15 protein-coding genes are annotated in these 21,123 nt (G+C 69.5%); 4 read left to right on the top strand and 11 right to left on the bottom strand.

From position 1 onward, the window contains the following. Positions 1-356: 356 nt before the first annotated feature. Entirely contained in the window at positions 357-1,433 is a 1,077-nt protein-coding gene (ychF, locus tag ACWCO2_RS03835) for a redox-regulated ATPase YchF (RefSeq protein ID WP_450126174.1), read from the bottom strand. 170 nt (positions 1,434-1,603) lie between these two features. On the opposite strand from ychF, the gene ACWCO2_RS03830 reads away from it, so the two are divergent. Together ACWCO2_RS03830 and ACWCO2_RS03825 are read left to right on the top strand one after the other, a co-directional pair. Next, a complete protein-coding gene (locus ACWCO2_RS03830) occupies positions 1,604-3,076 on the top strand; it encodes an AlkA N-terminal domain-containing protein (RefSeq protein WP_450126173.1) in 1,473 nt (490 codons plus the stop codon). A gap of 29 nt (positions 3,077-3,105) precedes the next feature. Continuing rightward, positions 3,106-3,606 (top strand): methylated-DNA--[protein]-cysteine S-methyltransferase, encoded by a 501-nt coding sequence (locus tag ACWCO2_RS03825; protein ID WP_450126249.1) that lies wholly within the window; start codon positions 3,106-3,108, stop codon positions 3,604-3,606. Positions 3,607-3,660: 54 nt separating this feature from the next. On the opposite strand, the gene ACWCO2_RS03820 is transcribed toward ACWCO2_RS03825, so the two are convergent. Then, positions 3,661-6,612 (bottom strand): AAA family ATPase, encoded by a 2,952-nt coding sequence (locus tag ACWCO2_RS03820; protein WP_450126172.1) that lies wholly within the window; start codon positions 6,610-6,612, stop codon positions 3,661-3,663. Continuing rightward, positions 6,609-7,793 (bottom strand): exonuclease SbcCD subunit D, encoded by a 1,185-nt coding sequence (locus ACWCO2_RS03815; RefSeq protein ID WP_450126171.1) that lies wholly within the window; start codon positions 7,791-7,793, stop codon positions 6,609-6,611. The genes ACWCO2_RS03820 and ACWCO2_RS03815 overlap by 4 nt, the downstream gene beginning before the upstream one ends. A 328-nt stretch (positions 7,794-8,121) precedes the next feature. On the opposite strand from ACWCO2_RS03815, the gene ACWCO2_RS03810 reads away from it, so the two are divergent. Then, positions 8,122-9,099 (top strand): DNA recombination protein RmuC, encoded by a 978-nt coding sequence (locus ACWCO2_RS03810; protein WP_450126170.1) that lies wholly within the window; start codon positions 8,122-8,124, stop codon positions 9,097-9,099. Positions 9,100-9,138: 39 nt separating this feature from the next. On the opposite strand, the gene ACWCO2_RS03805 is transcribed toward ACWCO2_RS03810, so the two are convergent. From ACWCO2_RS03805 to ACWCO2_RS03795, 3 genes are all read right to left on the bottom strand, one after another. Next, a complete protein-coding gene (locus tag ACWCO2_RS03805; RefSeq protein WP_450126169.1) occupies positions 9,139-10,077 on the bottom strand; it encodes an alpha/beta hydrolase fold domain-containing protein in 939 nt (312 codons plus the stop codon). A gap of 80 nt (positions 10,078-10,157) precedes the next feature. Continuing rightward, positions 10,158-11,657: an FGGY-family carbohydrate kinase gene (locus ACWCO2_RS03800; RefSeq protein ID WP_450126168.1), complete on the bottom strand. Its 1,500-nt coding sequence runs from the start codon at positions 11,655-11,657 to the stop codon at positions 10,158-10,160. 202 nt (positions 11,658-11,859) lie between these two features. After that, the gene (locus tag ACWCO2_RS03795; protein WP_450126167.1) at positions 11,860-13,275 is read right to left on the bottom strand and encodes an L-fucose/L-arabinose isomerase family protein; all 1,416 of its coding nucleotides are present in this window, start codon (positions 13,273-13,275) and stop codon (positions 11,860-11,862) included. A gap of 230 nt (positions 13,276-13,505) precedes the next feature. Here ACWCO2_RS03795 and ACWCO2_RS03790 point away from each other — a divergent pair, with 230 nt between their 5' ends. Further along, the gene (locus ACWCO2_RS03790; protein WP_450126166.1) at positions 13,506-14,510 is read left to right on the top strand and encodes a LacI family DNA-binding transcriptional regulator; all 1,005 of its coding nucleotides are present in this window, start codon (positions 13,506-13,508) and stop codon (positions 14,508-14,510) included. A 66-nt stretch (positions 14,511-14,576) separates the two neighbouring features. On the opposite strand, the gene ACWCO2_RS03785 is transcribed toward ACWCO2_RS03790, so the two are convergent. From ACWCO2_RS03785 to ACWCO2_RS03765, 5 genes are all read right to left on the bottom strand, one after another. Continuing rightward, positions 14,577-16,880: a glycoside hydrolase family 172 protein gene (locus ACWCO2_RS03785; RefSeq protein WP_450126165.1), complete on the bottom strand. Its 2,304-nt coding sequence runs from the start codon at positions 16,878-16,880 to the stop codon at positions 14,577-14,579. Positions 16,881-17,151: 271 nt separating this feature from the next. Continuing rightward, complete coding sequence (locus ACWCO2_RS03780; RefSeq protein ID WP_450126164.1) at positions 17,152-17,283, bottom strand: hypothetical protein; 132 nt, start codon at positions 17,281-17,283, stop codon at positions 17,152-17,154. 80 nt (positions 17,284-17,363) lie between these two features. Further along, entirely contained in the window at positions 17,364-18,371 is a 1,008-nt protein-coding gene (locus tag ACWCO2_RS03775) for a substrate-binding domain-containing protein (RefSeq protein ID WP_450126163.1), read from the bottom strand. Positions 18,372-18,394: 23 nt separating this feature from the next. After that, on the bottom strand, positions 18,395-19,426 hold the full coding sequence (locus ACWCO2_RS03770) for an ABC transporter permease (protein ID WP_450126162.1): 1,032 nt from the start codon (positions 19,424-19,426) through the stop codon (positions 18,395-18,397). Next, a complete protein-coding gene (locus ACWCO2_RS03765) occupies positions 19,423-21,012 on the bottom strand; it encodes a sugar ABC transporter ATP-binding protein (protein ID WP_450126161.1) in 1,590 nt (529 codons plus the stop codon). The genes ACWCO2_RS03770 and ACWCO2_RS03765 overlap by 4 nt, the downstream gene beginning before the upstream one ends. Between the last annotated feature and the right edge of the window lie 111 nt (positions 21,013-21,123).

Below are 21,123 nucleotides of genomic sequence, written 5' to 3'. Positions count from 1 at the left end.
CGATCACCCTGAACACTTACGCCCACCTGTGGCCGAGCGCCGAAGATCGGACACGCAGCGCGGCTTCAGGGATCATCGGCGAGGTCTTTGGCCATGCGTCGCGGGAGCCAGGACAGGACGCGACGGATGATCCGCCTTCTGCACCTGTTGCCGTGTGATCTGTGGCAAGACCAAAAGGGCCCAGACCCGAGACTCCCGTCAGGAGATCTCGGGTCTGGGCCCTTACGTATGTGGTGCCGCTCGGCGCGTTCTCTGACCGGTCCGCCTGACAACTCCGAGACGGTTTGATCCGGCTGACGAATGACTGACGAACGCTGATGACCAGGAAGCCATCTACCAAGAGAAAACGCTTCGGATCAGACGTTGAAGCGGAACTCCACGACGTCGCCGTCGGCCATGTTGTAGTCCTTGCCCTCCATGCGGACCTTGCCCGCAGACTTGGCTTCCGCCATCGAGCCGGATCCGACCAGGTCGTCGAAGGAGACGACCTCGGCCTTGATGAAGCCGCGCTCGAAGTCGGTGTGGATCACGCCGGCCGCCTGGGGCGCCGTCCAGCCCTGGTGAATCGTCCAGGCTCGCGCTTCCTTCGGCCCGGCCGTCAGGTAGGTCTGGAGGCCCAGGGTGTGGAAACCGGCTCGGGCCATCGCGTTCAGGCCTGGCTCGGCCTGGCCGATCGACTCCAGCAGCTCGCGCTGGGACTCCTCGTCCAGCTCCTTGAGCTCCTCCTCGACCTTGGCGTCCAAGAACACCGCGTCACCGGGCGCGACCAGGTCGCGCAGCTCCGCCTGCTTCGACTCGTCGGTCAGCACGCCCTCGTCGGCGTTGAACACGTAGAGGAACGGCTTGGTGGTCAGCAGGTTCAGCTCGCGCAGCTCCGGGCTGTCCGCCAGGCCCGCCGCGAACAGGGTCTTGCCGGAGTCGAGGATCTCCTTGGCCTGCTGCGCGATCTCCAGCGCCGGACGCTTGTCCTTGTGGGTGCGAGCTTCCTTCTCCAGCCGCGGCAGCGCCTTCTCCAGGGTCTGCAGGTCGGCGAGGATCAGCTCGGTATTGATCGTCTCGATGTCGCTGGACGGGTCCACCCGGCCGTCGACGTGCACCACGTCGGGGTCGTCGAAGACGCGGATGACCTGGCAGATCGCATCCGCCTCGCGGATGTTGGCGAGGAACTTGTTGCCCAGGCCCTGCCCCTCGGAGGCGCCCTTGACCAGGCCCGCGATGTCGACGAACGACACCGTGGCGGGCACCGTCTTGGCTGAGCCGAAGATCTCCGCCAGCTTGTCCAGCCGCTCGTCCGGCAACGGCACGACGCCCACGTTCGGCTCGATGGTGGCGAACGGGTAGTTCGCTGCGAGAGCATCGTTGCTGGTCAGCGCATTGAACAGGGTGGACTTGCCGACGTTGGGCAGCCCGACGATTCCGAGGGTGAGGCTCACGCCCTGGAGTCTAGGTGCTGGCCCGGACCGACATCGGCCCCGGTGGGCAGGTCGTGAGGTGGATCCCGACCACAGTTTCAATTGAAACTGTGGTCGGGATCCGGAACACCGCCGTGGTCGTGTCTGTTTTCCGCTAGTAGCGGGTGCTGAGCGCTGGCACGATCGAAGGCATGTTGGTGGGAACCGAAGAAGCCTTCCGGGCCGTGGCCTCGCGTGATGCGCGGTTCGACGGCTGCTTCATCCACGCCGTCCGCTCGACCGGCATCTACTGCCGGCCCTCCTGCCCGGCCCGGACCCCGAAACGCAGCAACAGCGTGTTCTTCGCGACGGCTGCCGCCGCGCAGGCCGCCGGGTTCCGCGCGTGCCGGAGGTGCCTGCCGGACGCCGTGCCGGGCTCGCCGGAGTGGAACCTGCGCGCCGACCTCGCCGGCCGGGCCATGCGGCTGATCACCGACGGCGTGGTGGACCGCTGCGGGGTCCGCGGGCTGGCCGACCAGCTCGGCTACTCGGAACGGCACCTGACCAGGGTGCTCACCGCCGAGCTCGGCGCCGGGCCGCTCGGCCTCGCCCGCGCGCACCGCGCGCACTCGGCGCGGATCCTGATCGAGACGACCGCGATCTCGTTCAGCGATGCCGCCTTCGCGGCCGGGTTCTCCAGCCTGCGGCAGTTCAACGACACCATGCGCGAGGTCTTCGGCACCACGCCGACAGAGATGCGCAGCCGCGCGCAGCGCCGCAACGACGCACCGAGCGGCGCTGGCACCGTGCAGCTGCGACTGCCGTTCCGCGCGCCGTGCGACGCGTCCGGGGTGCTGCGCTTCCTGAGCCAGCGCGCGCTGGCGGGTCTGGAGGACACCGGGCCGGACCACTACACGCGCTCGCTGCGGCTGCCGTACGGGACGGGCGTCGCGACGCTGCGACCGCAGGAGAAGTACGTCGCCTGCACGTTGCAGCTGACCGACCTGCGCGATCTCGGCAGCGCGGTGTCCCGGCTGCGCCGTCTGCTCGACCTCGACGCGGATCCGATCGCGGTGCGCGAAGTGCTCGGCGCGGACCCGCTGCTGAACAGCTCCATCGCGCGCACGCCGGGCGTGCGGGTTCCGGGCAGCGTCGACAGCCTGGAGATCGTGGTCCGGGCGGTGATCGGCCAGCAGATCTCGGTCGCGGCCGCCCGCAAGACCACTGAACGACTGGTCGCCAACCTCGGCGAGCCGATCCCGCATCCGGAGGCGGTGACCACGTTGTTCCCCACCGCTGAAGTGCTCGCCGAGCGGGTGCTGGAGGCCCTGCCCGGTCCGCGTCGGCGCGCGGAGACCGTCCGCGACGTGGCGGCAGCTGTCGCTGAGGGACGGCTGGCCCTGCACCCCGGCCGGGACGAGGTGGAATTGCGGCACGATCTGGAGCAGATCCGCGGGATCGGCCCGTGGACGTCGAGCTACGTCGCCATGCGAGTGCTCGGCGCACCGGACGTGCTGCTCATCGGAGACCTCGCGCTGCGCCGCGGCGCCGAGGCGCTCGGACTGTCCGAAGACCCCGCGGTGATCCAGGAACACGCCCGCCGGTGGAGCCCGTGGAGCTCCTACGCGGGAGTGCTGCTGTGGGAGGCTGCGGTCACGCCACCGCAGCTGCAGCAGGCTTCCTGAATCCCCGCCCGAGAAGAACTTCAGGAGTCATCGTGATCAAGTGGTCCACTGTGGATACTCCGACCGGGCCGTTCACGGCCGTGGTCGACGCTGATGGTGCCGTGCTCGCGTCCGGCTGGACCGCCCAGCTCGACGAACTGCTCCCCCAGGTCTCGCCTTCGCTGCTGCCCGAAGCCCCGGTCGAAGCCTCCGACCTCGGCGACGTGACCCGCGCGATCCGCGCCTACCACGACGGGGATCTGCACGCCGTGGACGGAATCCCGGTGCGGCAGAGCTCCGGCCCGTTCCTGGAACACGCGTGGGAAGTGCTGCGCAAGGTCCCGGCCGGAGAGCCAGTGAGCTACACCGAGTACGCCGCGCTCGCCGGACGCCCTCAGGCGATCCGCGCCGCGGCCTCGGCCTGCGCCCGCAACGCCGCAGCACTCTTCGTGCCCTGCCACCGAGTCCTCCGCAGCGACGGCTCGCTGGGCGGCTTCCGCTGGGGCCTCCCGGCCAAGCGCTGGCTCCTCGACCACGAAACCAAGTCCTGAGCCAGAAGGTCCGCGAGCACTTCGGGTCGCTCTGACAACCCGAAGTGCTCGCGGTCAGGTTTGGAGTTCGAGGGTGGAGCCTTCGCGGGATTTTCGGACTCGGAGGCGGACTCCGATTCGTTGGCGCATCTCCTCGACGTGGGAGACCAGGCCGACCACTCGACCTCCGGCGCGCAGGTCGTCGAGGGTGTCCATGACCAGGTCGAGGGTGTCCGCGTCGAGGGTGCCGAAGCCTTCGTCGATGAACAGCGTGTCCAGCAGCGCACCGCCGGTCTCCGCTGCGACCACGTCCGCCAGCCCGAGGGCCAGCGAGAGCGAGGCCAGGAACGATTCGCCGCCGGACAGGGTCTTGGCCGGACGGATCTTGCCGGAGTAGTCGTCGAGCACGTCGAGTCCGAGCCCACCGCGAGTACCGCGCGCCCCGGCCGCATCGGAATGCACGAACGAGTACCGCCCGCCGCTCATCCGCTGCAACCGCCGGGTTGCGGCGACGGCGACCTCCTCCAAGCGCGCGGCCAGCACGTACGCGCGCAACGACATCTTCCGCGCGTTCTGCCCGCGGCCGTTGACCACGTCCGCCAACGCCTCCAGCTCGGCGTGCTCCGCCAACGCCGGCCCGAGCTCCGCCCACGCTCCGCGCAAGCGCTCCGCGAGCTGCGCGATGTCGCGCTGCCGCTGCTCGGCGCGATGCGCCAACGCAGCTGCGCGCTCCGCCGCTTCGCGCGCGACGGTCGCCGCCTCGGTGGCCTCTTCGAGGCCGACCTCAGCGGTTCCGTCGACACCGACCAGCTCCGCGCTCGCCAGCGCTGCTCGGGCGCCTGCGGCGCGCTCTTCGACCTCGGCTAGCGCCTCGGCGAGCTGGGTGAGCCGTTCCTCGCTGCGCTCGGCGGCCAGGGCAGCAGTCGAGTCATCGAATCCTGCTGAGGTCGCGGCTTCCGTGAGCGCGTCCTGCTGTTCGGCCAGGCGGCGTTCGGCGTCGTCGCGAGCCGTTCGGGCCGCTACCAGCTGTTCGAGCTGGGCTGCGACGTCGAGCAGATGAGCGCGCCGGTCGGCGATGCTGGGGAAGTCGCCGCGTGCTTGGCGCAACCGCGACTCGCGTTCCTCCACTGTGGACAAAATCGTGGTGTGCTCGCTTCGCGCGGTCGCGAGGCCGGTCCGCAGTTGCGACAGCTGCTCGGCCAAGCGTTCCGTGGAGGCTTCGAGCTCCGCCAAGCCCTTGGTGCGTAGCGGAAGTTGCTCCGCAGCGCAGCGCAACGCAGCGCGCTCTGCTCGCAGTTCCTCCAGTTCGGTCGCGAGCTCCGACTCGGTGCGTTCGCCCAGGCGTTCCACCAGACCGTCGACCTTCTGCTGCGCCCGCTGCACTTCCACCGCCGCTTTCTCGCGGCGCGCGTGAGCCTGCTGTTCGCCGAGCTGGGCCTTCTCCTCGTCCTCAGCGTGCACCGGGTCGTCGATCGGCTTGGCCGGTTCGGGGTGTTCGGCCGAGCCGCACACCGGGCAGGGATCACCGGCGGCGAGCCGGGTCGCGAGTTCGGCGGCCATACCGGCGAGACGACGGGCTCGGAGGTCTTGGAGCAAGTCGCGGGCCTGCTGATGCGCATCGACCGTCTGCTGGGCGCTGGACGTCGCCGCCGAGAGCGACTGCTGCGCAGCCGGGAGTTCACGCGCGGCGTTCAGCAGCGCAGTGACCTCAGTTCCCCTGGACTGCACGCTTTCCAGGCGGAGTTCCGCGTGCTTGGCCTCTTCGACCTGCTGGCGGGCGGTGGTGATGCGCTCCGGGAGAGCCGTCTGCTGCCCGAGCAGCTTCGCTTCGCGCTGCTCGTCCCGGGTGATCCGCTCGGCCAGCTCGGTCGCCCGGCGACGGTCGGTTTCCTGTTGCTGCGCCTCGGGAACCAGGTGCGCCAGGGCACCGGCTTCCTCCCGCTGCGCCCCGGCCCGCGATCTCAAGTCCCCCAGCGGAGTTTCCGCATCCAGCTCGCATCGCGCCGCCGCAGCGACAACCTCGGCGGTTGCCTTCTCGCGTTCCTGCTCGCCGCGACGGCCCGCGCGGTGCGCCGCCAAAACCGGGACTGCGCGGTGTGCTGCTTCCCGCTCCGCGCGCCACGCGTCGTGCTCGGCGTGCTTCTCCCCGATCTCGGCGAGAGTGGCGTTCGCCTGACGAACCCGCCGCACCTTGTCGGCCAGCTCTCGGCGTTGTGCCAGCGCGGATTCGGCGGACTCACGGTCGCGGCGCAGCCGGGACTGCTCGGCCTGCGCGCCTTCCAGTTCGCGGATTGCGGTCTTCTCGATGTCCTCTAACCAGCTCTGATCGTCCACATCGGACTCGTGCGCGACACCGGAGACCTGCGAGACCCGCGCCAGCAGCTCGCGCACCTGCTGGGTCTGCGTCTCGACCTCCCGACCGCGCTCACGGCGCCGGTCAACGAACCAGCGCTCGACCTCACCGAAGCGCTGGGTGCCGAACAGCTTCTCCAGCAGCTGCTCGCGCTCGGCGGTGTCCGAGCGCAGGAACCGGGCGAACTCGCCCTGCGGCAGCATCACGACCTGGAAGAACTGCTCGACCGTCATGCCCAGCAGCCGCTGGACCGTGCGCGCGACCTCGTCGATCCGGGTCAGACCCTCCGGCGGGTACTCGGTCGGCGCGCCATCTACCCAGGTCAGCGAGGCCTTCGCCGGCTGCGTGGTGAACCCGTCGCCGCGCTTCTTCGGCCGCTCGTACTCGGGGCTGCGCTCCAGCCGCAGGCGCTGGCCCTGCACAGTGAGCTCCAGAACCACCGTGGTCGCCACGTCGGCCGCGGCGGTGTCGCAGCGGAGCCGCTTGACCTGGCCGCGCGCGCCCGGAACCGAGCCGTAGAGGGCGAAGGCGACCGCGTCCAGCAGTGTCGTCTTGCCCGCGCCGGTGTCGCCGTGCAGCAGGAACAGGCCGTCGGCGCCCAACTGGTCGAAGTCGACCACCTGGTGCTCCCGGTACGGACCGAAGGCGGTGACTTCCAGGCTGTGCAGTCTCATCGCGTCCCCTCCGCGGCAGCGACCGCGCGCAGCGCCTCGCTGATCAGCACGCGTTCGGATTCGCTGGGATCCGAACCCCGGCAGTCCGCCACGAACTGGTCGGCCAGCGCGTGGTCGTCGCGGCCCCGCACGATCTCGGCGTAGCGCAGCGGGGCGGTCGCGCGGCCGGTCGCCGGCTTCCACTCCAGGTGGACCGCGTGCGGGAACCGCTGCTGGAGCTGGCGCATAGGCTCCAGCGGGCGGACCTCGTCGGTCAGCGTCACCGACAGGTAGCAGTCCTCCAGCTCGGCGTGCTCGGGCTCGTTGAGCAGGTCCCCCAGATCGCCCTGCGCGGTGGCCAGGCGGCGCGGGACCGGCAGTTCGCGGCGCTCGACCCCGGCGAGGCCATCGGCGTCCAGGTCCACCAGCCACACCGACTTGCGCTGCTTGGCCTCGGAGAACGAGTACGCCAGCGGGCTGCCGGAGTAGCGCAGGTGCTCGGCGATCCGCTGCGGGCCGTGCAGGTGGCCCAGCGCGACGTAGTCAACGCCGCCGAAGACCGAGCCCGGAACCTGCTCTACGCCGCCGACCGCGATGGTGCGCTCCGACTCGCTGCTGTCACCGCCGGTGACGAAAGCGTGCGCCAGCACCACCGAACGCGTTCCGTCGGGGCGTCCGGCCAGATCGGCGCGGATCCGGTTCATCGCCTCGGTGAGCACTGCGGTGTGGCCGCGGGACTCGATCTCGGGGCTGGCTCCCGGCACATCCGAGCAGATCTGCAGCGCGCGGCGCGCCGGATCCGGCTCCAGGTATGGGATGCCGTAGATGGCGACCGGTCCGTGCTCGTCGGCGAGCTCGACCGGCACGTGCAACCCGGCGACCTGGGTGCGCAGGTGCAGGCCGCCGGCTGCGGCGAACTCGGCGAACGCGCCGACCCGCGCGGCTGAGTCATGGTTCCCGGAGGTCACCACCAGCTGGGCGCCCGCTTCACGGATCCGCGCGAGAACGCGCACGCAGGTCTGCACGGCCTCGCCCGATGGCACGGCGCGGTCGTAGAGGTCTCCGGCGACCACGACGACGTCGACCTGCTCCTCGACGACCAGATCGGCCAGTCCGCCCAGGACGGCCTCCTGATCTCCGAGCAGGTCACGCCCGTGGAACGTCCGGCCCATGTGCCAGTCGGAGGTGTGCAGTACCCGCATGGACCTCAAGCTATCGACGTCCCACCGGATCACCGTCGACCCCCCACACCGCTTCGGCGTGTCGGACACCTGCACCCCATCGCGTGATGCTCCGGTCACCCACAGTGCAGCATGGTCAATTTCGCGAGAAATTGACCGTCACCCGTGTGAACGTCAATTTCGCGAGAAATTGACCCAGCCCTCCACCCGACCTTCGCCCCTGCGGTGGCGCTGCGCGCCGCTGTCATTCAGACCCGGGTGATGGAGGGCTCGTGCTGGGGTGCGTGATCTTGTCGGGTCGGTCGGCCATCATTTGGGCTGGAAGCGGCCACTACCGGACGGAGCTCATGTGGGTACCGGCGTCCTGATCACCATCGTCGTCGTGCTGACGCTGTTGTTCGCCGCGGCGCTGGTGCTGATCTGGCGGCTGTACACCGACAGCGCTCACCGTGCCGACGAGGCGCTGCGCATGGTCGAGGCCGAGCGCGCCCGCAGCACCGAGCAGCAGGCCGCGCTGCGCCGGTACGAGGTCGCCTTCGCCTCCATCACCGGCCGCGGTGAGCTCGGCGAGCAGGTGCTGGTCGAGACCGCGCGGTCGCTGGGTCTGCGCGAAGACATCCACTTCACGCTGCAGACCGACCTCGCTGGCGGAGGCGCGGCCCGACCGGACATGGTGCTCGCGGTCGGCGGCGGTCGGCAGGTCCCGGTCGACGCGAAGGCGAGCCTGGCGGTGTGGGCCGAGGCGATGGAGACCGACGACGCCGAGGAACGCCGCGACGCGCTGCGGGTACACGTGCGCAACATCCGCTCCCGTGCCACCGAGCTCGCCGGCAAGGGCTACCAGAAGTGGGCCGACGCGATCTACGGCTCGATCATGTTCGTGCCGTCCGACGCGGCGGTGGTCGCCGCCCTGGACACCGACCCGCAGCTGCTGACCTGGCTGCTGGACAAGCGCGTTTTCCTGTGCGGACCAACGGGTTTCGCGGTGCTGGCCTCGGCGGCGATGTTCGCTGGCACGGAACGCACCATCGCCGAGGACATCGAGCAGGTGCGCTCCCAAGCAGTCCGCGCCCAGCGTGCTGCGAACGGCGCTGTGGAGGCGGTGAACCTCTCCAGCACCCACCTGCAGCGCTTCGTCTCCGCCCGCCGCCGCGAACTCGACGCCCTCGAATCCTTCCGCAGCGCGGTCCAGCCCCTGGCAGAAGCTGCCGGCTCAGGCAGCGTCGATGCCGTCCGCCGCAACGAAGACGTCCTCGCCAACGGAACTTCGCTCCCGGAGGACAACGCACCACAGCTCGTCCAGAGCAACGAGAACGAGCACCGCTGACACCCAGAACCTCAGCGTCCGGCACTCAAAAGCAGGTTCTCAGACGTAGGTCTCGACGAAGGCCGTGACCGTGTCGGCGATCAGAGGTGTGTGCGGCCCCCTGCCGAAGCCGTGGTCCAAGCCCTCGTAGGGGTGCATCTCCACGGTCACGCCGCGGCGGCGCAGGTCCGCCGCGAAGTCCAGGCTCTGCTCCAGCGGGACCAGGGAATCCGCCGTGCCCTGCTGGATCAAGAACGGCGGTTCGTCGCCGGAGAGGTTGCGGACCGGGCTGATCGCCGCGGCCTTCTCCGGGCAGTCCACCGGCATGCATCCGAGCAGCTGCTCGACCACGCGCCGCGCGTACTCCTGCATGTGCGGCTGCGCGCGCTGCGCCTCCGCGCTCATGTCCGTCGGGCCGAACCAGTCCACCACTGCGCGGATCCCGGTCAGTCCGCCGCCCGGTTTGTCCGGATCACCGGTGACCGTGCCGAGCTGCGACACCAGGTGCCCGCCTGCGGACGCGCCCCAGAGCGCGACGCGATTACCGTCGAGACCCCACTCACCGGACCGCTGCTGCAACCAGCGAACCGCGTCGGCAACGTCGATGACCTGCGCCGGAGCCTGGGCCACCCCGGTCAGCCGGTAGTCCACCGTGGCCACCGCGTAGCCGCGTTCCAGCAGTCGCTGCGCGGTCAGGGCCTCGGTGGCGCTGAGGTCCGCGTCGATCGTGCGCTTCCCGGCGTCCCAGCCACCGCCGTGGACGTAGACCACCAGCGGGGCCGGGGTCTGCTGCCGAGCGGGCAGGAAGAGGTCCAGCTTCAGCGCACCGGTATCGCGCTCGGCGTAGACCTGGTCGCGCACCACCTCGACCGCGCCCAGGTCGCGCGTCGCCCTCTCGACCGGTGGGGCTTCGTCGGCTCCTGAGACGCGCGAGCACCCGGCGGTGAACAGAGCGATCAGGGCGAAGCAGGCCGCCAGGACACGTCGCGTCACCGACATCCGTCCGGAGCCCTCCCGATTTAGCTAAAGCTCACTCGAATGCATGAGCTTAACAAGATCAGCGGAGCGTCATCGGCGAATCATCCGAGCTCATCCGCCGCGCGCTGCTCACCTGCCAAGAAGTGCGCGATCCGGAGCGTCGAGTCGTAGAGGTCGCGGTAGTGGCGGAAGTAGGCGTCGTAATGCTCGGTGTGCTCCGGGTTCGGTCGGACGGTGCGAGCCACTGGGTTCCAGCCGTCCGGCTCGACGGCCGTGCTCGTGCCGACCCCGGCGAGCAGCGCATCACCATAGGCCGCACCGATCGTCTCGCCCGGCACCTGCTGCTCCTGACCGGTGATGTCGGAGACGATCTGCGTCCACAACCCGCCTTGGGTGCCGCCGCCGACCGCGACCAGGCGCCCGGCCGTGCCGCCGGCCTCGCCCATCGCCTCCAGGTTGTGCCGGACACCGAACCCGATGCCCTCCAGCGCCGCCCGGTACAGCTCGGCGCGGCCGTGCTCGACGGTCAGCCCGGCTAGCATCCCCCGCGCGTCCGGGTCGAAGATCGGCGTCCGCTCCCCCGCGAAGTACGGCAGCAGCAGGAGACCTCGACTGCCCGCGGGAACCGCCGCGGCCTGCTCGACCAGGTCGGCGAACTCGCCGTCGACGAGGTTCCGCAGCCACTGCGTGACCGCGCCAGAAGTCGCCATGCCCGCCGCCAGCGTGTACGTGCCGGGGAACGCGCCGCAGGTGCCCCACAGCGCCGGATGCGGCCGCACCTCATCGAGGACCTGGACGAAGAACATCGTGGTGCCGTACATCAGCATCACGTCGCCCGGCTGCCGCACGCCGACGCTGGTGGCTTCCGCCCACGCGTCCACGGTTCCGGCGGTGACCGGAAGTCCTTCCGGCAGACCGGTTTCGGCCGCCGCCCGCGCGCTGACCTGCCCGACGATTTCAGTCGGCCAGGCCAGCTCCGGCAGCGTCCAACCCGGCGCCAGGCGCTGTGCCCAGTCCTCCGCCCAGCTGCGGGACTGCAGGTCGTAGAGCGGGTCGCACTGGCTGGCCGAGTGGTGGTCGAGCACGTAGCGGCCGGTGAGCCTGTGCACCAGGTACGAGCTGCACATCAGCAGCATCTCGGTGCGCTCGTAGATCTCCGGCTCGTGCTTGGCCAGCCAGCGGATCTTCGGCCCTACCGCCTGGCTGGACAGCGCCGAACCGCCCCGGCGCAGGATTTCGTCGGCGCCGAACTCCTCGGTCAGCTCGGCGATCTCCTCGGTCGCGCGGGTGTCGACGCCGTAGAGGATCGCCGGGCGCAGGGGTTTGCCGTCGCCGTCGGCGGGCAGCAGCACCGGACCGATGCCGCTGACGCCGAGCCCGGCGATCTCCCGTCCCCCGGCGGCCGGGACTAGTTCCCGCGCCAGCGCCAGGAAGTCCTCCCACCACACCGATTCGGGGTCGTGCTCGACCCACCCCGGGTGCGGGTAAGACGTCTCGTGCTGCCGACTCGCCCGGGCCAGGATCCGTCCGTCGGTGCTGACCAGCACGCCCTTCGAACTAGCCGTCCCGATGTCGATCCCGAGCAGAACCTTCTCGGCCACCACGCCTCCTCAACTCGCACCGTCGGTCCCCCCGCCTGAGCACCGCGCCCCAGTCTCCCCGACGCGGTGTTCCGCGATTTCAATGGAAATCAGACGTCTGATTTCCATTGAAATCGCGGTCAGTTGTCCACAACCATCGGCGTGTCAGATCCCGACACGCGGATGGCGCGCGATTTCCGTTGAAATCGCACCGGGATCGCGGTCAGCCGCGGGTCCACTCGTCGAGGCGGACGTCGAGCTGGGACGTCACCGCGCGCAGGGTCTGGCGGTGGTCGCCGGGGACGGCGTGGATGTGGTTGGCGCCGAACTTCGACAGGAAAAGCTCGCCCGGCGCGTCCAGGCGGGCGAAGGCATGCGGCCACTCCGGCGTCGACTGGTCCACCAGCACCTTGTTGGTCGCATCGTCGTATCTCTCGAACTCGCCGAGCATCAGCTGCAACCGGTACTCGCCGTCCTCGCGGGTCAACCGGCCCAGCGTCATCTCGCCCGGCGCCGCGATGTGCTGGACGGACGCCCCGCCAGCCGGGAAGAAGAACACCTCCGGGTAGAAGTTAACCTTGGCCAGGTTCTCCGCCGGATCATCGCTGCGCGCGGCGTACCAGGTGGCGTGCTGACCGGAGTTGCACAGGTCCCAGATGTCGCGGTCGGCGTGGTAGTGGCGGACGTCGGCGAACAGCACCGGCTTGCCGGAGATCGCCTTGAACAGCTGCATGGTCAGCGCGCCGTCCATGTCCGCCTCGGTGGCGCAGACGTGAGTTTCCTTCGGACCGTTCCAGTCGTAGGGGTCGTTGAGGAACGCCTCGGTGACGTCCATGGTCGCGAAGTTCTCGGTCAGCTCCGGCTGCGCCTTGATCCCGGAGAAGTCCAGGTTGCGCTCGGCGATGATGTCCCGGATCGCCAGGTAGGACCGCAGCTGCCGCTCCAGCAGCTCCGGGGTCAGCTTCTTGCCGTCGTAGTGCACCCCGGCCGCGTGCTGCTCGATCCACTCGCGGGCCTTGCGGGCTTCTCCGACGTCCGCCTTGTCCGCGCGCAGCACCAGCTCGTACTGGTCGATCTCCTCCACGTCGATGCCGAACTTGCGCATCCACTGGTCGGTGTTGGCCACCGCGGTGTTCATGCCCATCGGCCGCCCGCCGAACCGGCCGAAGGTCGAACCGTGCAGCGACTTCACCGCGGCCGACGCCGTGGCCTGCACACCGATCTTCTCGACCAGCTCGGCGTCGTCCGGCGCGCCCCACGCACGGGTGTGCTGGCGCCCGATCTGGTCCAGCGCGCCACCGGCGGCGAGCATGCCGACCAGTCCCGGCTCGGTCGGGTCGGTGCTGGCCACCAGCACCAGCGGACTGCGGGTGGCGTCCGCGGCGAGCATCGTGAAGTGCGGGAAGGACCAGACCGCGTAGTAGAAGACCGTCGCGTCCACGTCGGCGGCGGCCACCTTGCGCGCCACCGAGGTGGCCAGCGCGTTGGTGGCCACCAAGTCGTCGCCGACCACCACTTCGTGCCCGGCATCGCGCAGCGCCCGAACCAGACCGTCCTGCTTGGACCGGATGAAGCCGGCGTTGCGGGCGTGGACGTGATCACGACCGTCGGAAATGCTGACGACACCGATGCGGGCCACAGTTCCTCCAAATAGCGACAGGCGGCGTTGACTGCGCAGGAGCGGCGGCGAGGAGGCGCCGCCAGCACCACCCGGCGGGCTCCCCGCGGGGTCGCCCGACCGGAACAACTCGTGTCCGAAAGCCGATATCACCGGCGAGCAATCGTTTTCTCGAACGCTATTCTGGCAGTCCACGGGCTGTCAAGGCAGGCAACCCGCCATCACTCCGGAATAGGTCACGAGGAGGAACCGTGGCGACGATCAGTGACGTGGCAACCCGCGCCGGGGTGTCCACCGCAACGGTTTCCCGCGCGCTCAACGGCAAGAGCACCGTCGACCCCGCGCTGGCCGCCAGGGTGCTCGCAGCGGCTGCCGAACTCGGCTACCGGCCCAACGGCCCGGCCCGCAACCTGCGCAAGCAGGAGACCGCGGTGCTGGCGTTGATCATCGCGGACGTGGAGAACCCGTTCTTCACCGCGATCGCGCGCGGCGTCGAGGACGTGGCGCACGCGGCGGGCTACTCGGTGGTGCTGTGCAACTCCGACGACGAGCCGGAGAAGGAGCGCGAGTACATCGACGTCGCGCTCCAGGAGCGGGTCGCCGGGGTGCTGCTGTCCCCCACCGGCCACAGCGAGAGCGCCGAGCTGCTCAACCGGCACACCACGCCGGTCGTGGCGGTGGACCGACCGCTGCCCAACTCGCCGAGCGACGCCGTGCTCGTGGACAGCCGGCTCGCCGCCGCCGAAGCGGTCCAGCACCTCGCCGACCAGGGGTACCGCCGGATCGGCTGTCTCACCGGTCCGAGCGGAGTGCTCACCGCCGACGACCGGCTCGCGGGCTACCGCGACGGCCTCCGCACCGCAGAGCTGCCGGAGAGCGACGAGCTGGTGCGGCGGTCGGAGTTCAAGGCGGCCGGCGCCAAGCTGGCCGCGCATTCGCTGCTGACCCAGTCGGACCGCCCGGACGCGGTGCTGGTGGCCAACAACATGATGGCGGTCGGCGTGCTGGAGACCTGCGTCGAGCTCGGCATGCGTCCCGGTCGGGACATCGGCGTGGTGGCCTTCGACGACGCACCGTGGGCAACCCTGCTCGACCCGCCCCTGACGGTCGTCGCCCAGCCCGCCTACGACGTCGGCGCGGTGGCAGCACAGCTCCTCCTCGGCCGGATCGGCGGTGAACGCGGCAAGGCGACCACGACGACCCTCTCCGCCCACCTCGTCGCCCGCGCCAGCAGCACCCGAACCCCGCAGAGCTGAAGCGAACGGGCCGTTCGCCTCTTCTTTCGAGGTGAACGGCCCGTTTGCGCTGTGCCGACCAGGTGGTCAGCGGTTGGACTGGTGTTCGTCGATGGCGTCCTGGACCGCTTGTTCAATGTCGGACGGTCGGGTTCCGTCGTTCTGGCCCGTGGTGTGCGGAGCCGTCGTCTCCGGAGTCGACGGACGGGTCGGAGTTGCCGACGTGGTCGGCGACGCCGGGGTCGACGGGGGTTCAGTCGGGGACTCCGGTGGAGGATCCGACGGGGCCGGGGCGCTCGGCGGCTGGGTCGACACCGGCGGGAGGCTGGGCAGCGCTCGGCCCGATGCGTTTCCGCCGTACCAATAGGCCGTCGAGCCGTAGTCGGCCGGTTCGTCGTTGACCGGGCCGTGTTCGATGCCCGCCACGATGCCAGTGCGGAACGGCACCGCGTCGTTCACGAACAGGCGGTAGGCACCCGTGCAGTCGTACTGGCAGCCGTCGCCGTTGATCTCGTGCGACGGGTTGCCCGCCAACGGCATCGAGTAGGTGGTGCCGAACCGGAAGTACCAGCCGGACTCGTAGAAGTCCTCGGTTCCGGTGCCGTGCCAGGCCGGTTCGCGGTTGCCGTCGACGAAGAACCGCTCGTCGCCCTCCAGGTAGTTGCGCTGGTTGACCTCGTGCGTGTTGGCGTGCTCGTCGGAGAGCGGTTGGTTGGAATGGGTTCTGACACCCGGCGGGATCAACCCGCGCATGCTGTGCGTGACGCCGTAGAAGGTGCCCGATCCGCTGGCGGTCAAGAAGTTCCAGTCCTCGCCCGGCACCGTGTGGGCGCGGTGGTGGGTGGCGTGGAAGTAGCCCGCGCCGGGAGCCGGCTGGGTCGGCGCGCTGGTCACCTCGGCGGTCGCGCCGGTCACCGGCACTCCGCCGGTGTTGACCAGCTCCACCTTGGCGTTGTTGCCGAACGGCATCGGCCACCAGGACGTGTACCAGCCGTCCAGCCCCGGGTCGACCGAGCTCATCATGTTGCGCACGTCGTACTCGCCGAGCCCGGTGCCGAAGAACTCACCGATCGGCGCGTCAACCGTGGTCTGGCCGTCGAAGGTGATGCGCAGGTGGGTCTTGTCCAGGACCTCGTCGGAGGCGGCGACGTCCTCCGGCCTCGTCGGGTAGCGCCCGATCAGCTTCTCGCGGGCGAAGACCGGGTTGTCGATGCGATAGCCGTGCGCGGCTTCCTCACCGGGGTGGCCGGGGCCGAGGTCGAGGACGTCGGTGCGAATCCAGTCGCCGCCAACCTTGCTCTGCACGTCGTAGCGGAACTCGTTGAAGTCCAGCGACGAGGAGATGAACTTGTTCTCGACGTCCACTGTGGACTTGCCCGAGGTCACCGTCGGCGGCACGTCGATGATCTGCACGCCCCACAAGCCAGGTGCGGCCGCACCGCTGTGCCACTCGCCGACCTTCTGCCCGTCGAGGCTCAAGCTGCCGACCTGATTGGCGATCTGCGGGTCGTACCGGCGGATCACCCGGATGCCGTCGTTGTTCGGGGCCACTCGCATCGTGAACCGGCTGCGGCCGGCCGCGCCGAACGCGCGCCCGTCGTCGACCACCTGCGGCGCGGCCACCACTTGCGGCACCTTCAGCCGCAGCTGGTTGATCTGGCCCGCGCCGGACAGGTCGGCAACAGTGGTGGAAGCGCCGGGCGGCAGGTCGAAGTCGCGGCGCACCGGGGTGCCGCTGGGGTTGCCCTTCGGGTCGGCCACGCCGAACGCGCGCAGCTTCTCGATGACGTCGGTAGCCTTGTCGTTCGGCTTGAAGGTCTGCACCCCGTCCGCGTCGGGGAAGACGCGGTACGAGAGGTGGTAGAAGTACGGGTTGTGCTCGACGGTGACCCGCATCGACTTGCGGTACGGCATCGGCACCTTGATCACCACGCCGCCCGCGGTGTCGTTGGCGTCGCCGACCAGCGGCCACACGAACGGCGCGCCCAGCTTGCCGCGGACCACGTCGATGAACGGGGCGTCCAGCACCATCTTGCCGTCGAGCTCGATCATGATGTTGCCGGTCGCGGTGACGTCGCCGAGGGGTTCGCGGGTGCTCCAGATCGAGGTGATCTCACCGGGACCGTCGTGCTCGCCGATCACGCAGCCGCGGTCGGAGATGCGCAGGCAGGAGTAGGTGCCCTGGAACCCGTCGTTGTTCCCACCGGTGCGGTCGTAGCTGGAGACCTCCAGGGACTGCTCGGCGCCGCGGGACTGCGACATCGCGTCGAGGTTGCGGTAGGTGTCCCAGCCGACCGGCCCCTTGGTCGCCGCTGCGGGCTGCCCCTGCGATTGACCGGAGCTGAACCCGACGCCGGCGTTGGCGACCACGGCAGCCGCCGCGAGCGCCACGACTCCCAGGTAGGCTCCGACTCCGCGGACACGGGATCTCCCGCTCGACCGCGGCGTTGCTGAGCGGACTCTCATCGTGCTCGGCCTCCCCACGCATCACTGTCCTCAGTGGACTGCGGTGCAGCTGTTCCGATGATGGTGCGCGACTACTGGTCGAGTTTCCTTCGGCTCCACAGCGGAAGATCACTCGCGCATTCCGCGAAAGCGTAGGGAAGAGATCTCCGGGAAGGAAGCCAAATTACTGCGGTGTCGAGGAATCAAGAACGCTAATTCACCCGATCTGATGGTCACCGGGCGCGATCTCGCCGACAACCTCCATCCAGGTGTATTGCCCGATTCCAGCAAAAAGCCGCGCCGCCAATAAAATTGGTTCGGCGCGGCAAGCATCCACATCGGACGGCATGAGCCGCAGTTCACCCCGACTTCGGGTGCGTGGGCGCGAATCCGGTCGCCGCACCGGAGCGCGGCGACCGGATCGGCGGATCAGCTCTGGTTCAGCCGGGCGTAGACCTCGGCGGCGTTGTCCTTGGTGACCAGTTCGGTCGGCAGGGTCTGCGTCTTCGGCACCCGCTGGCAGTCGATCAGGAGCTTCTTGGCCGCCTCGACGGCTTCAGCGCCACCGGTCGGGTACAGGTTGGTGGCTTGCAGACGGCCTTCCTCGACCGCCTTGATGCCGCCGGAGGGGATCGGCAGCCCGTCGATGCCGACGAACTTCAGGTCCTTGCGCCCGGCGGCCTGCGCGGCCAGGTAAGCTCCTTCGGCCATCGGGTCGTTCTGCGAGTACACCGCCTGGATGTCCGGGTGCGCCTTGAGCAGCGCGTCCATCTTCTCCTGGCCGACCGAGCGCTCCCACTCGCCGTCCGCGGTGTCCACGATCTCGATCTTCGAGCCCGCGATGCCCTCCTTGAAGCCCTGTTCGCGCTCCGCGGCCGGGGTCGAGCCGGACAGGCCCTTGATCTGCACGATCTTGCCGCCCTGCGGCAGCAGCACGTTCTTGAAGTACTCACCGGCCTGGCGCCCGATCTGCACGTTGTCCGCGCCGATGTAGGTGGTGTAGGCGTCGCCGTCGACCTTGCGGTCCAGCACCACGACCGGAATTCCCTTGTTGTAGGCCTTCTTCACGATGTCGGTCAGCGGGGTGGCCTCGTTCGGCGAGATCATCAGCAGGTTGACCTGCTTGGTCATGAAGTTCTCGACGTCGCTGATCTGCTTGGCGTTGTCCTTGGCCGCGTCGGAGAACTGCACGTCGAACTGCGGCACCTTGCCGGCCTCGTTGCGGATGTCGTCGTCCATCCGGACCCGGTAGGGCTCGGCGAGGTTGGCCTGGCTCATCCCGATCGTGTACTTGCCGCCCGGTCCCTTGCAGTTCTTGGTGGGATCCTGCTGCTGCACCTGCCCGCTGTTCTCGCTGGTGGTGCCGCAACCGGCGGCAGCGGCGAGCGCGAATGCGGCGCAAACGACTGCGACCAACGACCTCGTTGTCTTGCGCATCGTGCTTCCTCCCGGATGTTGGTTCACGACGTGGGACGCAGTCGCTGCAGCGCGGCCGCCGCGACGATCACCAGACCTTTGATGAGCAGTTGCAGATCGGTGTTGACGCTGTTCAGGCTCAGGATGTTGTTCAGGATGCCGAGCAGCAGCGCACCGGCGATGGTGCCGATGACCGAGCCGCGGCCACCGGCGAGACTTGTGCCGCCGACGACCACCGCGGCGATCCCGTCCAGCTCGTAGGCGATGCCGTCGTTCGGGCTGCCCGCGTTGAGCTGCCCGGCGTGCACGATCCCGGCCAGCGCGGCGCAGAACCCGGAGATGGCGAACGCGATGATCTTGACCCGGTTCACCGGCACACCGGACAGCCGCGCGGCCTTCTCGTTGCCGCCGATGGCGTAGAGGTGCCGCGAGTACGCGCTGGTCCGCAGGAACAGGATCGCGGCCACCGCCACCACGGCGAAGATCAGCACCGGGATCGGCACCACACCGCCGAACGTGCGCTCGCCCAGCAGCGAGAACAGCGCCGGCGCCTGCCCCGGCCCATTGCCGTAGGAGATCTGCACGGTTTCGCCGCCGGACCACATGCGCGCCAGCCCACGCGCGATCTGCAACCCGGCCAGCGTGACGATGAACGCCTGCACCCCCAGCAGGGCGACCGCGGTCCCCTGCAGCATGCCGAAGACGATGCCCGCGATCAGCACCAACGCGACGGCCGCCCACACCCCGAGGCCGTTCTCCACCATCAGCACGGCCGAACCGACCGCAGCCAGGCCGAGCACCGAACCCACCGACAGGTCGATGCCGCCGATCAGGATCACGAAGGTCAACCCGACCGCGATGATCCCGATCTCGGACACCGCGCGCACGATGTTGAACAGGTTGTCGCTGGTCAGGAAGAGGATCTGCCCCTCGTCGTTGCGGGGCGAGAAGATCACCGCGGCGAGGAACACCGCGACCAGCCCGAAGAAGCTCTGGAACCGGAACAGCGTCTCGACGGTGCTCGTCCGCTTCTGCGGCACGGCCGCCGAAGGCCGCTCCGCCGTCTGGTTATTCACCTCGCGCCTCCCCCGGTGCTCTGCGGCCCGGTGCCGACCACCGGCCCGGACCCATCACCCGACCGCTCGCCCATCGCGGCGGCCAGCAGTTCGGCCTCACCGGCCTTCGCGGTGTCGAACTCGGCGACGCTGCGGCCACCGCGCAGCACCACCACCCGGTGGCAGACGCCGACCAGCTCCGGCAGCTCCGAGGACGCCAGCAGCACCCCGATGCCGCGCTCGGCGATCTCGCCGAGCAGCTGGTAGATCTCCGCCTTCGCGCCGATGTCCACGCCGCGGGTGGGATCGTCCAGCAGGAGCAGCCGAGGTTCGGTCAGCAACATCCGGCCGAAGACGACCTTCTGCTGATTGCCACCTGACAGGGTGCCCACGGGGTCGAGGATCCGGCCGAGCTTGACCTTGAGCCGCTGCACGCTGCTCTCGGTGGTGGCCACCTCCTTGCGGCGGCGGACCAGCCCCAGCGGCCCCAGCTTGTCGAGCACCGATAGCACCGTGTTGGCCAGCACCGAGTGCTCCAGGACCAGCCCGGAAGTCCTGCGGTCCTCCGGCACGAAGGCGATGCCCTCGCGCAGCGCACGGCGCGGACCCCTCGGCCGCACCTGGCGCCCGTCGAGGGTCACCTCCCCCTCCCACGTGCCGGAGGACCCCGCCCCGAACAGCGTTTCCAGCAGTTCGGTGCGTCCTGCGCCGAGCAACCCGCAGAGCCCGACGATCTCCCCGCGTCGCACGGTCAGATCGATGCCCGCGGGTTCCCGGCGGCCCACCTTCGGCCGGCGCGGGCGCACCGCGAAGCCCGACACCGCCAGCAGCTCCTCGCCCACTTCGTGCTGCTCGGTCTGGAACCTGGTCTTCACCGAGCGGCCCACCATCGCCTCGGCGGCCTGCTCGGCGGTCAGCTCCCGGGCGTCGAACTCGGCGACCTTGTGGCCGTTGCGCAGCACGGTGGCCCGGTCGGCCACCCGGCCGATCTCGTCCATCCGGTGCGAGATGTAAACGATGCCGGTGCCGCCGCGGCGCAGCTCGGCGATCACCGCGAACAGCCGCTCCACCTCGGTGCTGGACAGCGCCGAGGTCGGCTCGTCCATGATCAGCACCTTCGCGTCCAGCAGCAGCGCGCGGGCGATGGTGACCAGTTGCTGCTCGCCGACGCGCAGTTCACCGACCGGGCGCTGCGGGTCCAGCTCCATGCCGGTGCGGCGCAGCAGCTCCCGGGTTCGGTCGGCCATCTTCCGCCGATCGACCGCGCCGAAGCGGTTGCGCGGCTCGCGCCCGAGGTGGAGGTTCTCCGCGACGCTGAGCGCCGGGACCAGGTCGAGCTCCTGGTGGATCATCGCGACCCCGGCGTGCTGAGCGTCGGCCGGTTTGCCGAACTGCACCTGCCGGCCCTCGATCGAAATCGATCCAGCGTGATCGGTGACGTCGCCGGACAGCACCTTCATCAGCGTGCTCTTGCCGGCGCCGTTCTCCCCCAGCAGCGCGTGCACCTCACCGGCGAGGACCGACAGGTCCACGTCGTCGCACGCCAGCACACCCCCGTAGCGCTTGCTGATGCCGGCCATTTCGACCAGCGGTGGCGCCGTGCTCATAGGCCCCCCGTCACGCCGTTCGCGGAACGTGAGAAAACGATTGCTCGGACGCTAAAATGCTCACGCTACCTGTGTCAAGGTTCACACACCCGGCCAAGCGATGGCGCGCCC

The sequence above is a fragment of the Saccharopolyspora sp. NPDC002376 genome (genome assembly GCF_053593195.1).
This window is presented reverse-complemented; position numbering and strand designations above follow the sequence as displayed.

What these genes read in the sequence shown, in the direction of transcription:
- ACWCO2_RS03830 (WP_450126173.1), top strand. Translation starts at nt 1,604, where the DNA reads ATGTTGGTGGGAACCGAAGAAGCCTTCCGGGCCGTGGCCTCGCGTGAT.
- ACWCO2_RS03820 (WP_450126172.1), bottom strand. Translation starts at nt 6,612, where the DNA reads ATGAGACTGCACAGCCTGGAAGTCACCGCCTTCGGTCCGTACCGGGAG.
- ACWCO2_RS03815 (WP_450126171.1), bottom strand. Translation starts at nt 7,793, where the DNA reads ATGCGGGTACTGCACACCTCCGACTGGCACATGGGCCGGACGTTCCAC.
- ACWCO2_RS03805 (WP_450126169.1), bottom strand. Translation starts at nt 10,077, where the DNA reads ATGTCGGTGACGCGACGTGTCCTGGCGGCCTGCTTCGCCCTGATCGCT.
- ACWCO2_RS03780 (WP_450126164.1), bottom strand. Translation starts at nt 17,283, where the DNA reads ATGCCGTCCGATGTGGATGCTTGCCGCGCCGAACCAATTTTATTGGCG.
- ACWCO2_RS03775 (WP_450126163.1), bottom strand. Translation starts at nt 18,371, where the DNA reads ATGCGCAAGACAACGAGGTCGTTGGTCGCAGTCGTTTGCGCCGCATTC.
- ACWCO2_RS03765 (WP_450126161.1), bottom strand. Translation starts at nt 21,012, where the DNA reads ATGAGCACGGCGCCACCGCTGGTCGAAATGGCCGGCATCAGCAAGCGC.